The sequence below is a fragment of the Streptosporangium sp. 'caverna' genome, from assembly GCF_003203775.1.
Lineage (GTDB): Bacteria > Actinomycetota > Actinomycetes > Streptosporangiales > Streptosporangiaceae > Streptosporangium > Streptosporangium subroseum.
Genome location: NZ_CP029711.1, coordinates 9,751,212 through 9,764,536, shown reverse-complemented (window position 1 = coordinate 9,764,536; position 13,325 = coordinate 9,751,212). Strand labels below are relative to the sequence as shown.

Genomic DNA, 13,325 nt, shown 5'->3' with positions numbered 1-13,325 from the left:
ACGCCCGGCGCTGTCACCTGCTCGCATGGGCACGTCATGTGCTGCACGGCCCGGCACGGCTCCGACGAGGCATGCCTCGATGAGCCGCTGTGTGCGGACTGCTACGACTACGCCGGGAGCGTGCTCCCTCGGTACTTCGCGGTCGCGGGAGAGGCACAGACCAAGGTGATAGGACATCCCTTCATGATCACGACTACATCGAGCACTTGCCGTAACCGGGCTGAACTGTACCCAGGTAGGGTATATCGAGCTCGGGAATGTCCCTCGATAGGTGCTTCGGGGAGGTCCCGTGAAAAGGGCAGGCACGGGTATGCCGGTAGGTGTCGCAGGGGCGTTCTATCCGTGTTCGGCGTGCTGCCCGTGATCGGAGACCTGGGCATCGAACCAGGCGTGCATCGCCTTCACCAGAGGTTGGTCGGAGGTGGTGTAGGTGATCTGGGCGCCGGCCGGTGTTTGGGCGAAACGGATGTCGATGCGGCTGTGTCCTTGTTCGAGTTCGCGCAGGCCCGGCATGTCGGTGCCGTGGATGGAGGCGGGATCGCCGAAGTCGCCTTGGCCGAAGCCCGCGGCCTCCTTGGCGAGATGCTCGCGGATGAGCGTGACCTGTCGCGCGTCGGCCGGGTCATCTGCGGTGACCGTTTGCAGGCCGCCGTTGGCCGACTTGGTGAAGCGGTGGGTGGTGCGCTCCAGGTCGAACGGCATCACCTGAGCGCCCTTGGCCGCGATCTCCACCTGGCGGTCGGCCATCGCCTGCTGCCCGTTCCGGCCGATGAGCACATAGACGGCTAAGGCGCCGGCGATGGCCACGAGCGCTGCCATGAGCAGGCGGACGGGTCGATCTTTGAGTTTCATTCGATTGCCTCCGTGAGGATGTCGAGGGCACGCAGCACGCCGGCGCGTTCACCCGGGGGAACACGGTCCAAAAGCGCGGAGAAGCGCGCCGCCCTGGCCTCGGCCAGCTGTGCTGCGGCGTTCTCCCCTGCGGGTGTGAGCTGCACCAGCACGCCTCGCCCGTCATCGGGGGCCGCAGTGCGCTCGGCCCAGCCGCGGTTGATGAGTTGGGTGACCAGGCGGCTGGTGCTGCTCTTTTCCAGGCGGAGGCGGTGAGCCAGGTCGTTCTGCCGCAGGGCACCGTCCCTGGCCAGCTCGCCCAGTGCGTGGGCCTCCGATACCGGGATGGGTCGGCCGCAGGGAGTCTGGTCAGGCTGATGGAGACCGAAAGCCCGCACGAAACGCCCTACGGCTTCTTGGAGTTCACGCTCATCCGCCATAGTTCGACCATACAACTAGATTGTTGTAGTAAACAACTAGTTTGAGGTTGGGTGGTCATACACGCCTGAAGGAGGACGAGGCGTCCGGCCGCCTGGACCGGTGGGTAGATCAGCTCTGATGGTGCTGCTATGCGACCTGCCATCGGCAGATCTTCTTGGAGACGAGACTCGCTCCGATGCGCTCATAGAAACGCTGTGCCGCCATGTTGTCCTCGGCGACCTCCCAGCGGATCACCCTGCCCTCGGAGGCCTCGCGGGCCGCCTGCATCAGCCGATCGCCGACTCCCTCTCCGCGGTGTTCGGAACATACGAACAGATCGTCCAGCGCGAGATAATCGCCGCCTGACCACAAGCTGATCCTTTCGAGCCAGGACACGTAACCGATCGCCCGGCCACCACGCTCAGCGATCAAGTATGTGATCTCCGGTCGGCCGAGCAGTTCTTCGAGGCGCTCGGCGCTCACGCTCACCGCGGACCCATGATTCTGATGCTCGGCCAAGCCACGCATCAGTCCATGAATAACCGATGCGTCCTTGGCTGTCGCGCGACGGATCGACACCATGGCGAATCCTCCTTGGTTCACGTGCTTTGCGATAACGGAAGCTGTGCCGAAAGGGGCCGAAACCTCGGATCGGCCCTGTGGTCGAACTCGACCGCCCCGGACATGGGGGCGTCGTTTCTTCCGTGCGTTCCTGGCGATCCAGGCCTCGTCGTCCCAGTTCCGTGCCATTCGCGGAATCTGTGTGCCGACACAGGCGCGAAGAGGGAACGGGTGTGAATCATGAATCCTTAACTCAATCATTGATATACGAGTTAGTTATACCATAGGGGGGCGGGGTATTGCGGTGATGTCCGCCCGAAGGCGACGTCATGCCGCCAAGTCGCTGGCTTGACGTGGGAGGTTGCGGGCCAGGCGAGCTGAGCAAGCACGGGGCCAGAGGCGTTGGGGTCCAGTAGGAACGGATCGGTGAGCCCCGGTCGGTGCCACATCCGTTGACAGGATCGTCGCGAATTGGTGTGTCGCCAGGTGCAACGAGCGTGTTTCCGGAAGCCGACAGTCGGTCTACTTCTGGAATTGAGTAATCCAGAAGTAGACCAAGTGCAGGTTGTGGCAGCGGTAGAAACAGGTGGGGCTCAGGCGACCCGATCCAGACCCGCATTGTCGGATTTGGCGTCAGCCAGGATGATGATCTTTTCGGTGGCGACCGCGGTGATCGGCCGCGTCATCGTTCTTCACGACCCCCGGGGCCCAACGCTCTGCCGGAGGCGTCATTTCCGGCGGCTTTCCTCGGTGTCCGGATAGCAAGATGGGTGTTCGAAATGTGACTTGACTGATCCACCAGCCTAATAAACGATAATTCCAACTTACAAAGTAGGAAACATTGGAAAGGGGATGCCGTGCGCGCACTCATCCTGCTCGGGCTGGTCGGGTTCCTGGCCCAGCTCGTCGACGGCAGCCTAGGCATGGCCTACGGCGTGACCTCGACCACCCTGCTGCTCGCCATCGGAACCAACGCCGCGGCCGCTTCGGCCACCGTGCACTTGGCCGAGATCGGCACCACGCTCGCCTCCGGCATCTCCCACTGGCGCTTCAACAACATCGATTGGAAGGTCGTCGCCAAGATCGGTATCCCCGGCGCCGTCGGCGCGTTCGCCGGCGCGACGTTCCTGTCCGGCCTCTCTACCGAGGTCGCGGCCCCGATCATGTCGATCATCCTGCTCACGCTGGGCGTGTACATCCTGATCCGCTTCACCGCCTTCGGCCTGCCGCGCGGCAACCTGGGCAAGCCGTTGCGCAAGCGCTTTTTGGCGCCGCTCGGCCTGGTCGCCGGCTTCGTCGACGCCACCGGCGGCGGCGGATGGGGGCCGGTCGGCACCCCGGCCATCCTGGCCAGCGGCCGCATCCCCCCGCGTAAGGTGATCGGCTCCATCGACGCCAGCGAGTTCCTCGTCGCCATCGCCGCCAGCCTCGGTTTCCTGATCGGTATCGGCTCCGAGAACATCAACTTCGCCTGGGTTGGCGTGCTGCTGCTCGGCGGCGTGATCGCCGCCCCGATCGCCGCCTGGCTGGTGCGCCACATCCCGCCGCGCATTCTCGGCTCGGCCGTGGGCGGCGTCATCATCCTCACCAACATCCGCACCCTGCTGCGCAGCGACTGGATCGGCGCCTCCGGCGGCGTGCAGACCGTCGCCTACATCACCATCGCGCTCATCTGGGTCGCCGCGATCGCCTACTCGGTGCGCGAGTACCGCCGCGACAAGGCGAATGAGTCGGTCGAGGCGATCGAGGCCGAGCTGCGGCGCCGCGCGGACGAGGAGGAGACCGCCCCGGCCTGATTGGGCCATTGCCCACCCGTCGCCCCACCCGTGAGAACTGTCCTGCCGGGCTTCGTGTCGTCGCCGATGCGGAGCCCGGTGGTCATTGGACGCCGATGCGGGCCGCACGATGTGATCACTCCAACTGTCGTGGGACATGTGATGCACCGCTCCGATTGCCGCCCCGGCGCGGTGCGCTTCGTGGGGCCGCCTGCGTGCTGCGTGCCGTGTCATGGCACCGTGATCCGTATGCACGCTCAAGGGAGAGCCGGCCTCATCGCCCAGCCGACGGCGAAAGCCGTTGATGGGTGAGCTGATGCTGGCCGTCATCGCGGGGTTCGTGGTGGCGCTGCTGGGCACCGCGGTCGGCGTGTCGGGCGCGGTGTTCCTGCTTCCGGTGGAGCTGAGCGTGCTGGGTGTGTCCGGACCGGCGGTCAGCTCCACCAATCTGCTGTTCAATGTCATCTCCACCCCCGCCGCCCTGCGGCGTTTACGGGTGAAGACAGAGCCCTCATCGCGACGATTGGGCACCGACCACGTTGGGGTGGTCGCGGCCGTGTGCGTGCCCGCGGCCGTACTCGGCGCTTATATGCGAGTCAGCGTCCTGGCCGATCCCAGTCGATTTCGCCTGCTGTTGGTCGCGGTCTTGCTCCCGCTGGGGGTGAACCTGTTGATGCGCAGCGTGCGCGGCACCAGCAAGACCCGGATGCCAGTCCGCGACCCGATGGGTGGCGGGCGTGTGAGGCCGTTGGCGGGCCTGGCGTTCATCGGCGGGTGCATCGGCGGCGTGCTGGGGATCGGTGGTGGTTCGCTGCTGGCCCCCGCCCTGGTCGGCCTGGCCGGCTGGCCGGTGCGCCGCGCGGCACCTTTGGCCCTGACGGCCACCCTGTCGACCTCGGTGACCGGGCTGCTCGCCTACACCCTTCTGGATGCCGCCGATATCGGGGCGGCCCCCGCCGCACCATTCTGGGGCATCGGCCTGGCCCTTGGTCTCGGTGGGCTCGGCGGCGCCTCCGTCGCCTCCGCGTTGCAGCACCGCCTGCTGCAACACCGCCTCGGCGAACGCCTCCTGACCGCACTGCTGGGCGCCATCGCGACCGTGACCGCGATCAGCTACCTCCTCAGAGCTTGACCTCGCAGCGGAGCCGCAGCCGCCATGCGCCGGAGTATGGATGCGCTTTCATGATTGCTAAATCCACAACGTCAAATTACGGTAAACCTACCAAATGGGTCGAGAAATAGGAGTATCCCTTGGGGTCGAGTCACCACTCGTCATGGCGGCAGTCACAACGCCGGTCTTCGGCACCCTCGACGACCACGCCACGCCGATCGCCTCATGATGTGCATGCCTGGCTCTGCCGCCCGTCTCAACGGCCGCCTCAAACGGCTTTCGCACGCTACTGCGACCTTCCGCAGCGCGGCACATGATGCGCATCTCCGCCCGCACCCAGTACGCGCTACGCGCCATGGTCACCCTGGCGGCGGCCGAGGGCCCGATCAACGCCGAGCGGATCGCCACCACCCAGGACATCCCCCGCCGATTCTGCGACAACATCCTGCTCCAGCTCCGCCGCGCCGGCCTCATCCACAGCCAGCGCGGACCCGACGGCGGCTACTGGCTGGCCCACCCCGCCGAAAAGATCACCCTCGCCGACGTGATCCGCGTGAGCGAGGGAGTGACCGAGGGCACCGAGCACTTCCCCGGCGTCGCCGCGCCACTGGCGGACATCTGGGCAGAGATGCGACAGCACCAGCACACCTTGCTGAGCGAGATCACCCTCGCGCAGATCGTGGCCGCCCCCCAGTGTGACGACCGCCCCGCGACACCAGTCGGCCATCAGAGCCCGGCCGTGCAGGAAAAGATCCAAAGGCGGCCATACCGCGCTGAACGGCCTTTCGGCCATCAGCCAGGCGCCGACCTCACGGGACAGGACACCTAGCCGGTCAGTAGCGACTGGACGGACTTGGTCACCACGTCAGCGGCGTCCTGCGAGGGCAGACGTCCCGCGCGCACCTCATCCGCTGCGCCGTGCAGGATGTAGTGCACGACGCTCACCAGCCAACCGGTGGGCAAGTCTGTGCGGAAGGCGCCTTGGTTCTGGCCGCGGCCGATGAGCTCGGCCATGCGCCGGACGGGTTCGGCGTGCAGTTCTCGCAGCCGTCCCGCAGGCAGAACCCCATCGGCGGCGGTCATCAGGGCCGCGGACTCGGCCACAAGCTCCCAACTCGACACCAGCAGGCGGGTCATGGCTTGGCGGGCGTCTCCCGTCAGGTCGATGGACGACAAGGTTTCGTCACCGGCTCGCAGCGCGTCCACCAGCGCGGCTTCGACCAGGTCGGCCCGGGTGCGGAAGTGCCCGTACAGCGTCATCCGCCCGATGCCGGCAAAGCGCGCGATGTCGTCGGTGGTCGCGTTCGGATCTGAACTCAGTAGCGCGCGCGCTGCCGACACGATGCGAGCGATGTTGCGCTCGGCATCGGCCCGGCGCCTGGAACCGGCGGAGGGTGCAGCCATGCCCTCACCCTAACGCGTATGCGCATGTACGGATTATAGTGAGGGCAAAACTCGTACATTAGAGTACGAGTTATCCGTACGGAGGATCCGATGACCCAACCGGCAGTACGGCAGACATCGCCCCACGAGCCAGATCCGGCGCGGTGGCGCATCCTGGGATTCCTCGGGGTGGCACAGCTCATGCTGATCCTCGACGTCACCGTCGTGGCCATCGCGCTGCCCCACATCGAGACGGACCTCGGGCTCAGCCGCGAAGCGCTGACCTGGATGGTCAGCGCCTACACGCTCACCTTCGGCGGACTGATGCTGCTCGGCGGACGAATCACGGACCTGGTGGGAGCCAAGCGGGTCGTGCTCGCCGGACTACTCCTGTTCACCATGGCATCGCTGGTCACAGGGCTGGCCGGGTCGGCAGGCATGCTGGTGGGCGGTCGCGTCGCACAGGGTGTCGGGGCGGCGCTGCTGTCTCCCGCGGCCCTGTCGCTGGTGGTGGCCCTGTTCGATGGGGAAGAGCGGAACAAGGCCCTGGGCGTCTGGTCCGCGCTCGGCGGCGGTGGCGCCGCCCTCGGCGTCCTGCTTGGCGGCCTGCTCACCGCCGGCCCTGGGTGGCCGTGGATCTTCTACGTCAACGTGCCCATCGGACTGGTACTCGCCGCGATGCTCGCCACTCTGCTGCCGGCCCAGCCATCCGCATCCGCCAACCGGTCCCGACTCGATGTCCTCGGCGCGATTTTGGTGACCTCCTCCTCCGCGTCATTGATCTACGCTCTTATCGCCGCCGGTGAGAGGGGATGGCTCACCGCGCTCACCGGATGGCTCGTCCTGGCGGCTGCCGTGGGCTACGTGCTGTTCGTGCTGTGGCAGAGGCGGGCGCGCTCACCCCTGATGGATGTCCGGCTGCTGGCTCGGCGGCCCGTGGCGACCGGCGCTTTCCTCATCCTGATGGCGACGGCACTGATGATCGCGGTGTTCTTCCTGGGTACCTTCTACTTCCAGCATGCTCGGGGATACGGCGCGTTGCAGACAGGGCTGTTGTTCCTGCCGGTGGCGCTGTCGACGATGCTCGGGGCCAACCTGACCGGACGCATGCTCGGCCGATGGAGTGCACGCGCTCTGGCCGTCGCGGGTCTGACGGTCGCGGCGATCGGCATGGCCGTTCCGGCGGTGTCGATGAGTCCCGTCAGCGTCGTGGTCGGCGTGGCCGTCGCGGCGGCGGGCACCGGCGCGATGTTCGTCATCGCCTCGGCTACCGCACTCGGCCAGGTGGCGCCGCACGAGGCCGGGATATCCTCCGGCATCGTGAGCACCTTCCACGAGTTCGGCGCCTCCATCGGAGCCGCAGTCGTGTCGAGCGTTGCAGCCGCGAGCCTGGTCGGGAACACGTTGAGCGGCTTCACCAGCGGATTCACCGTGGCGGCGGTCGCGGCAGCGGCCGGTGCTGTCGCGGCCGCGATGGTGACACCCGGCCGCTCAGAGCGACAGGGCCAAGCCCCCTCCTAGCCACACCGGGGAACTCGCGCCCCTACGGCCTCACCCAGTCCCATGCCTGTCGCCGACGACCGCGCCGCGGTATTGCAGGCGGCCTGAGGCGTCTCGTCGAGATTTACGAGGGTGTCGTCCAGGCCGAGGAGCGCGAGTCGTCGCACGGTGGATCATCCTAAATCGTCAACTTCCCGGGATCTGGGGTGCCCGTGGAATGGAGACATGTTGGAGGTCGCAGGTTCGCGGAACCACGGGAGGACCTGCGGAAACACCTTCAAGATCATTCCACGTATATTCCGCGACCGCTGGCACACGGCTGCCTACGGCTGCACTCCACTGCCTACGTACGCGGAAACGCGATCAAGGATAACCCCAGGTCAAGGACATTTTCGCTGGTCAGAAAAGTGCCCCCGGCATGATTCGAACATGCGACACCCGCTTTAGGAGAGCGGTGCTCTATCCCCTGAGCTACGGAGGCAGGGGCTCCTTGTAAGAGTAGCGAAAGCGGGGAGTAGATGTGCGCCTAGAGGGGGTCTGGGAGCGAACAGTGAGTTATCCGTTCGCTGAGCTGGGGTAAAAGGGGCGGCAAGTGGCCGGGAGAGGGGGATGAGCGTGGCTAACGTCACGCTCCGTGATCCAAAAGCGACGGAAGCGGATTAGGGGGCATCGCGGTCTGCGGCCGTTGGTGCTGTGCGGAGCCATGCTGGCACCCGCGCTTCTGGCCGGGGGCCTCCTGGTGGCCGAGGCTACCGGCTATGAGGCGGCCGTCCGGATGGCTGTCGCCGATGCGGGATCCAACGCGGAATCCTCCGGTGCGGGATCGAATGCGAGGTCCAGGACGGAACCCTCCGATACGGAATTCGATGGGAGTTCTCGGGGAAATCTGGGGCCTCGGAAGAGAGCGGCGGCCACACCGCCGGTTGTTGACGGGCTTGCGCGGAGTGTCGCCTTTGGGCCGAGGGCGGTGCCGCCGCCGCCCCGTCCGTATCCGACGTATGAGGGTTTGATGATCCCGGTTGTGGTGGATAAGCACCACTCGACCGCCGATGACGCCCCTGTTGAGGCCCCTCCGATGGTGCGAAATGTGGTGCCTCGCGCGCCCGTGAAACCTCCGGCGCCTCCGGTGAGGCGGACGCCTCACCGGGAGCTGGCGAAGGCCGAGGAGACGTGCCCGGGGGAGTGGCGGGAGACCTGGCTCTGGGAGGTCTGTAAGGAGCATGTGCGACAAGAGGCATAAGTTGTCGGCTGTCAAATTGGGGTGTTCGGCGCATACCGGTCGCGAGGAGTCTGGCCCGGACACTCGGAGAGCTGTAGTAGCGTGCGTGCCTGACCCAGGTCACGAGTTCGCAAACGGAGGGGTCGAACGTGCCACCTCGTCGATCAGCGGGTCTGATCGCCGTCGTCGCGACGATGACTTCCCTTTTGCCGGGAGCCGCTGCCGCGCAGCAGGCGCCGGTGAAGGCCCAGGCTGTCGCCGTTCTTGAGTCGGTGAATTCCACAGAGCTCCGCCGTGAGCCGGTGAATCTCACCGAGCTACGCCGTGATGCGGAAAAAGCATCCAAAGAGCTCGAGGCCGCGACGAAGGCGCTGGAACAGCGACGGGCCAAGATCGCGGCTTCGCAGAAGGAGCTCAGGGCCAAGCTGAGCCAGTTGCAGGCCGCGGAGAAGGCCTTCGCCCAGGTACGGCAGCCGCTGTCGGACATGGTCGAACTGCTCTACCAGCAGCCCGTCGGCGGCGATGTGTCCGGTTTCCTGTCCGGCACCTCCGACGTGGGCACCCTTCAGGCGATGGCCAGCACCACCCAGCTCGTGGCCCAGCGGAACCTGGTCCTTGAGGACAGCAGTCGCCTGCAGGCCGAGCAGGAGAAACTGGCGAGCGAAGCACAGGAGCTGCGGGCGAACAGCCTGCTGTCGGAGGCGCAGATGGGCGCCGAGATCAAGACGCTCCAGGAGCGCTCGCAGAAGATCGTGAAGTCACTGACCCAGGCGCTGGTAAAGCTGGGAGTCAAGCTCGACAAGTCGGGCAAGCCTGCGGCCGGCTGCGATCCGACCAGGGCGACGACGATGGACGTGTTCGCCAACGGGCTGATCCCCAAGGCCTATCTCTGCCCGCTCCAGCAGCGGGGCGAGGAATTGAGAGGGGACGCGGCGCTCGCGTTCATCAGCCTCAACGAGGCTTACCGGAAGCGGTTCGGCAAGCCCATGTGCGTGACGGACAGTTATCGAAGCCTGTCCGAGCAGCAGTCGGTCTACTACACCCGACCCGGCCTGGCCGCGGTGCCGGGCCGGAGCAATCACGGGCTGGGGCTTGCCGTCGACCTGTGCGGAGGCGTGGAGCGCTTTCGATCGGTCGAGTTCAACTGGCTGGAGGCCAACGGCAAGACTTTTGGCTGGATTCACCCCGACTGGGCCTACGTCAGCCCCTTCGAGCCCTGGCACTGGGAGTACGACGTCAAGGTCGGCTCCCTGCTGTAAAGGCGATCTCAGGGCTGCAAGGCGACTTCCTCAGACGAGCGGCAGTACCTGGGCGGTGCACTGGGAGCAGCGGGCGGCGGCCTTGGGGATCTCCGAGAGGCACTCCGGGCACTCTCGGTGGGTGACCTCCTCCTGCCTGCTGAACCGGGCGGTGAGCCTCTCGTAGGGGGTGAGGACGAAGAAGTAGATGACGGACGCCACCATCACGAATGCGATCACCGCATTGAGGAAGGCGCCGTACCTGATCTCGCTGCTACCGATCGTCAGGGTCAGGGCGGAGAAGTCGGGCTGTCCTCCGATCGCGGCGAGCAGCGGGGTGAGAACGTCCTTGACGAACGAAGTCACGATGGCGGTGAACGCCGTGCCGACCACTACCGCGATGGCGAGCTCGAGCACGTTTCCACGCATCAGAAACTTCTTGAATCCACTTAGCAACTTGGCTCCTTGGCGCATGTCCTCGGCCACCGTTTGTGTGCCCGATACGGCGAAGATCTTAGGGCCCTCAGGTGGCCTGGAATCACCGTGCGTGAGACCCGATGGTGATGGAGAGCCGTCCACCGGCCTGGGCGGAGGCCAGCTCGATCGCCTGATCCGAGGTGGTGGCCAGCACGACGAGGGCGCCCCGGTCCGATTCGCCGGCGGGCGTGCTCAGGACCGTGACGTCTTCGGCCACGATCTTCGCGGGAGCGGAGCCGTCCCAGGTGGAGGGGGCGGCGAGCACGTCCACGACGTCGCCGGGGGACAGCAGGCGCGCGGTCTCGGGGTCGGCGACACGGGCGGGGGTGGCCACCGTTCCGGGGCCGTGGGTGGCCAGCAGGCTCGGGCCGAGCAGCCGGACGTCGGTCAGGGGCTCTCCCCGGCGCATGGGACCGGCCAGGACCCTCCCGGCGATCGGCGCCCCGGGCCTCAGAGCGCCGTCGGGGACCGTGTCGGGCCGCAGGGCCACCGGTTTCAGGTCTGCGGCGTCCAGCACGCCGCTGTGGAGGTCTCTGGCGGCGGCCAGAACGGTCACCGACGCGGTGTCCGGCTGTAGCGCGATCACGGCGCACGCCATCGCCAGGGCGGCGACGACCGTGGCGATGAGGCGGTGGCGGCGGCCGAAGAGACGGCGAAGGGCGCGCATGACTGACTCCAATGGGTGGGAGCCGGGCGGCGCGGGGCCCGTGATGGGATGCCCACCCCCTGTGGGGGCGGGCGGGGAGGCGGAAGGCAGGCGAAGCGGCCGCTGGGGGAGGCGCTCCACCGTGAAGCGGGGCAATAGGCGCCCCACCACAGGGTGGGGCAAGAGGCGCTTCCTCAGAGGCGGGACGAGCCCCTTGAACCGCCGGGCGGCCGGCATGTCACCGCGCGAGAGGCGCCCCATCAGAGGGCGGGGCGAGATCAGAGGGCGGGGCGAGAGATGCCTCGTCGTACGGCGGGGCGAGGTCAGTCGGGCAGGTCGAAGGGGAGCTTGAGGCCGTCCAGGGCGGTGGCGCAGAGGCAGGTGCGTTCTTCGGGAAGGGCGGTGACGACATCGGCGACGAGGGAGCGCATGCGGGCGACGTTGGTGGCGAAGAAGGCGAGGACCTCTTCGTGGGTGACCCCCTCGCCCGCCTCGACTCCGGCGTCGTGGTCGGTGACCAGGGAGAGCGAGGTGTAACAGAGGGCAAGCTCGCGGGCGAGGACCGACTCGGGATAGCCGGTCATGCCGACGATCGACCAGCCGTTGGCGGTGAACCAGCGGGACTCGGCGCGGGTGGAGAAGCGGGGGCCCTCGATGACCACCAGGGTGCCGTCCTCGACCAGATCCCAATCGGCGGACCGGGCGGTCGAGATGGTCGCCGCGCGGCCGGAGGGGCAGTAGGGGTCGGCGAAGGCGACGTGGACGACGCCTCCGGCGTCGTAGTAGGTCTGCACGCGGCCGGAGGTGCGGTCGACGATCTGGTCGGGGACGACGAGGGCGCCGGGGCCGATCTCGGGGCGTAGGGAGCCGACCGCGCTGGGGGCGAGGACCTGGCGCACCCCGAGGGAGCGCAGTGCCCACAGATTGGCGCGGTAGGGGATGCGATGGGGCGGGAAGTGGTGGTCGCGCCCGTGGCGGGGCACGAAGGCCACCGAGCGCGAGCCGATCCGGCCCACGGTGATGACGTCGCTGGGCGGGCCGTACGGTGTGGTGACCTCGACCTCTGTGGCATCGTCGAGCAGGGAGTAGAAGCCCGAACCGCCGATGACCCCGATATCCGCGCGAGTGACCATGGCGCAGAGATTATCGCCACGGGCGGGCTGCGAGGAGCCCGGGTGGCGTCCTGTGGATATCGGAGCGAGGCCCTGTGGATAACGGCGTCCCCTATGCGGTCGTTCGGTCACCGCAGGAAGATCTGCCATACGCCGCAGGGGGCCGTGATCGTGAATGCCGGGCACCGGCCCTGGCTTCGGGCCATACCGTGGGTGCCGGGCGCAGCCCCCTGAAACCCTGGGGTAGGCCCGGCGCGGGAGTGCCCTCTGGGGCGTGAATGGGGGCGGCGACCGGTTCGGGGGAGGCCGGCTCAGGAGACCGGGCTCAGGAGGCCGCGGCCGCCGAGCCGCTCTTGGCCTTCGTCTTCGCGGGGGCGGAGTCCTTCGACGACGATGACGAAGAAGACGACGATGACGAAGAGCTCGACGAGTCCGACGAAGACGAACTCGAGGAGCCCGAGGAGCTTGACGTCGATGTCGACGTCGAGGCCGCGGAACTCACCGTGCTGGACGAGGAGGCCCGGCTGTCGGTCCGGTAGAAACCCGATCCCTTGAAGACGATGCCGACCGCGGAGAACACCTTGCGCAGGTCGCCCGCACAGCTCGGGCACTCGGTGAGCGCGTCGTCGGAGAACTTCTGGACGATGTCGAACTGGTTATTGCATGCAGTGCAGGCGTACTGGTAGGTGGGCACGCGCTCCTCCTCGTATGGTCCGCGCCGATTGGCACTCTAGTGGCGCGACTGCTAATGGTACGCAGCCGACAAGCTTAAACGCGAGTCGGAGCCTGCGCATTCCAGAGGCCGGGCCCGTACGCCCCGGGGCCGGAGCTTGCGCGTTCCGGGAGTGGAACTCGCGCGTTCCAGGGCTGGGGCCTGCGCTTTCCGGGGCTGGAGCTCGTGATTCTGGAGTGAGGCCTGCGCGTCCTGGGCCGAAGTCTGCGGATTGCAGGGGTGGAGCCCGCGTATTTCTGGAGTGGAGCCCGAGTGTTCCCAGCGGCCTGAGCGTTGCCAGGGTAGAGCCCGCGGATCCAGAGCCGGAGTCCGCGCGTCC

General features: G+C 67.1%; 13 protein-coding genes, 1 tRNA gene and 1 pseudogene. 6 read left to right on the top strand and 9 right to left on the bottom strand.

Annotated features, from left to right (window positions below; genetic code table 11):
* Positions 1–336: 336 nt before the first annotated feature.
* The 3 genes from DKM19_RS50230 to DKM19_RS50225 form a co-directional block, all read right to left on the bottom strand.
* Entirely contained in the window at positions 337–852 is a 516-nt protein-coding gene (locus DKM19_RS50230) for an aspartate carbamoyltransferase (RefSeq protein ID WP_162642164.1), read from the bottom strand.
* A complete protein-coding gene (locus DKM19_RS41990; RefSeq protein ID WP_110703903.1) occupies positions 849–1,271 on the bottom strand; it encodes a MarR family winged helix-turn-helix transcriptional regulator in 423 nt (140 codons plus the stop codon). Before DKM19_RS41990 ends, DKM19_RS50230 begins: the two co-directional genes overlap by 4 nt.
* Before the next feature lie 127 nt (positions 1,272–1,398).
* Entirely contained in the window at positions 1,399–1,833 is a 435-nt protein-coding gene (locus DKM19_RS50225; RefSeq protein WP_162642162.1) for a GNAT family N-acetyltransferase, read from the bottom strand.
* Positions 1,834–2,669: 836 nt separating this feature from the next.
* On the opposite strand from DKM19_RS50225, the gene DKM19_RS41980 reads away from it, so the two are divergent.
* From DKM19_RS41980 to DKM19_RS41970, 3 genes are all read left to right on the top strand, one after another.
* On the top strand, positions 2,670–3,608 hold the full coding sequence (locus tag DKM19_RS41980; protein WP_110703898.1) for a sulfite exporter TauE/SafE family protein: 939 nt from the start codon (positions 2,670–2,672) through the stop codon (positions 3,606–3,608).
* 283 nt (positions 3,609–3,891) lie between these two features.
* A complete protein-coding gene (locus tag DKM19_RS41975) occupies positions 3,892–4,719 on the top strand; it encodes a TSUP family transporter (RefSeq protein ID WP_110703896.1) in 828 nt (275 codons plus the stop codon).
* 292 nt (positions 4,720–5,011) lie between these two features.
* Positions 5,012–5,527: an Rrf2 family transcriptional regulator gene (locus DKM19_RS41970; protein WP_110703894.1), complete on the top strand. Its 516-nt coding sequence runs from the start codon at positions 5,012–5,014 to the stop codon at positions 5,525–5,527.
* Here DKM19_RS41970 and DKM19_RS41965 read toward each other — a convergent pair.
* Entirely contained in the window at positions 5,524–6,102 is a 579-nt protein-coding gene (locus tag DKM19_RS41965; RefSeq protein ID WP_110703892.1) for a TetR/AcrR family transcriptional regulator, read from the bottom strand. The genes DKM19_RS41970 and DKM19_RS41965 overlap by 4 nt on opposite strands.
* 90 nt (positions 6,103–6,192) lie before the next feature.
* Between DKM19_RS41965 and DKM19_RS41960 the strand changes: the two genes are divergently transcribed.
* Complete coding sequence (locus DKM19_RS41960) at positions 6,193–7,602, top strand: MFS transporter (RefSeq protein WP_110703891.1); 1,410 nt, start codon at positions 6,193–6,195, stop codon at positions 7,600–7,602.
* 387 nt (positions 7,603–7,989) lie between these two features.
* Here the strand turns inward: DKM19_RS41960 and DKM19_RS41955 are convergent.
* Positions 7,990–8,062: transfer RNA gene (locus DKM19_RS41955), tRNA-Arg, on the bottom strand.
* A 932-nt stretch (positions 8,063–8,994) separates the two neighbouring features.
* Here DKM19_RS41955 and DKM19_RS41950 point away from each other — a divergent pair.
* Complete coding sequence (locus DKM19_RS41950; RefSeq protein WP_110703889.1) at positions 8,995–10,059, top strand: D-alanyl-D-alanine carboxypeptidase family protein; 1,065 nt, start codon at positions 8,995–8,997, stop codon at positions 10,057–10,059.
* A 30-nt stretch (positions 10,060–10,089) separates the two neighbouring features.
* On the opposite strand, the gene mscL is transcribed toward DKM19_RS41950, so the two are convergent.
* The 3 genes from mscL to DKM19_RS41935 form a co-directional block, all read right to left on the bottom strand.
* Positions 10,090–10,512 (bottom strand): large conductance mechanosensitive channel protein MscL, encoded by a 423-nt coding sequence (mscL, locus tag DKM19_RS41945; RefSeq protein ID WP_369990735.1) that lies wholly within the window; start codon positions 10,510–10,512, stop codon positions 10,090–10,092.
* Between the two features lie 64 nt (positions 10,513–10,576).
* The gene (locus tag DKM19_RS41940; protein WP_239513886.1) at positions 10,577–11,182 is read right to left on the bottom strand and encodes a flagellar biosynthesis protein FlgA; all 606 of its coding nucleotides are present in this window, start codon (positions 11,180–11,182) and stop codon (positions 10,577–10,579) included.
* Positions 11,183–11,484: 302 nt separating this feature from the next.
* Positions 11,485–12,294: an S-methyl-5'-thioadenosine phosphorylase gene (locus tag DKM19_RS41935; RefSeq protein WP_110703883.1), complete on the bottom strand. Its 810-nt coding sequence runs from the start codon at positions 12,292–12,294 to the stop codon at positions 11,485–11,487.
* 257 nt (positions 12,295–12,551) lie between these two features.
* Between DKM19_RS41935 and DKM19_RS53155 the strand changes: the two genes are divergently transcribed.
* Positions 12,552–12,812 carry a hypothetical protein gene (locus DKM19_RS53155; protein WP_369990923.1) on the top strand — a complete coding sequence of 87 codons (261 nt, stop codon included), beginning with the start codon at positions 12,552–12,554 and terminating at the stop codon, positions 12,810–12,812.
* Between the two features lie 14 nt (positions 12,813–12,826).
* On the opposite strand, the pseudogene DKM19_RS53150 reads toward DKM19_RS53155, so the two are convergent.
* Positions 12,827–12,967 (bottom strand): annotated as a pseudogene (locus DKM19_RS53150) (FmdB family zinc ribbon protein); the annotation flags it as partial.
* Positions 12,968–13,325: the final 358 nt, after the last annotated feature.

Coding starts and splice junctions, on each gene's coding strand:
- DKM19_RS50230 (WP_162642164.1), bottom strand. CDS start 852: ATGAAACTCAAAGATCGACCCGTCCGCCTGCTCATGGCAGCGCTCGTG.
- DKM19_RS41990 (WP_110703903.1), bottom strand. CDS start 1,271: ATGGCGGATGAGCGTGAACTCCAAGAAGCCGTAGGGCGTTTCGTGCGG.
- DKM19_RS50225 (WP_162642162.1), bottom strand. CDS start 1,833: ATGGTGTCGATCCGTCGCGCGACAGCCAAGGACGCATCGGTTATTCAT.
- DKM19_RS41975 (WP_110703896.1), top strand. CDS start 3,892: ATGGGTGAGCTGATGCTGGCCGTCATCGCGGGGTTCGTGGTGGCGCTG.
- DKM19_RS41970 (WP_110703894.1), top strand. CDS start 5,012: ATGATGCGCATCTCCGCCCGCACCCAGTACGCGCTACGCGCCATGGTC.
- DKM19_RS41965 (WP_110703892.1), bottom strand. CDS start 6,102: ATGGCTGCACCCTCCGCCGGTTCCAGGCGCCGGGCCGATGCCGAGCGC.
- DKM19_RS41960 (WP_110703891.1), top strand. CDS start 6,193: ATGACCCAACCGGCAGTACGGCAGACATCGCCCCACGAGCCAGATCCG.
- DKM19_RS41950 (WP_110703889.1), top strand. CDS start 8,995: ATGACTTCCCTTTTGCCGGGAGCCGCTGCCGCGCAGCAGGCGCCGGTG.
- mscL (WP_369990735.1), bottom strand. CDS start 10,512: ATGCGCCAAGGAGCCAAGTTGCTAAGTGGATTCAAGAAGTTTCTGATG.
- DKM19_RS41940 (WP_239513886.1), bottom strand. CDS start 11,182: ATGCGCGCCCTTCGCCGTCTCTTCGGCCGCCGCCACCGCCTCATCGCC.
- DKM19_RS41935 (WP_110703883.1), bottom strand. CDS start 12,294: ATGGTCACTCGCGCGGATATCGGGGTCATCGGCGGTTCGGGCTTCTAC.
- DKM19_RS53155 (WP_369990923.1), top strand. CDS start 12,552: ATGGGGGCGGCGACCGGTTCGGGGGAGGCCGGCTCAGGAGACCGGGCT.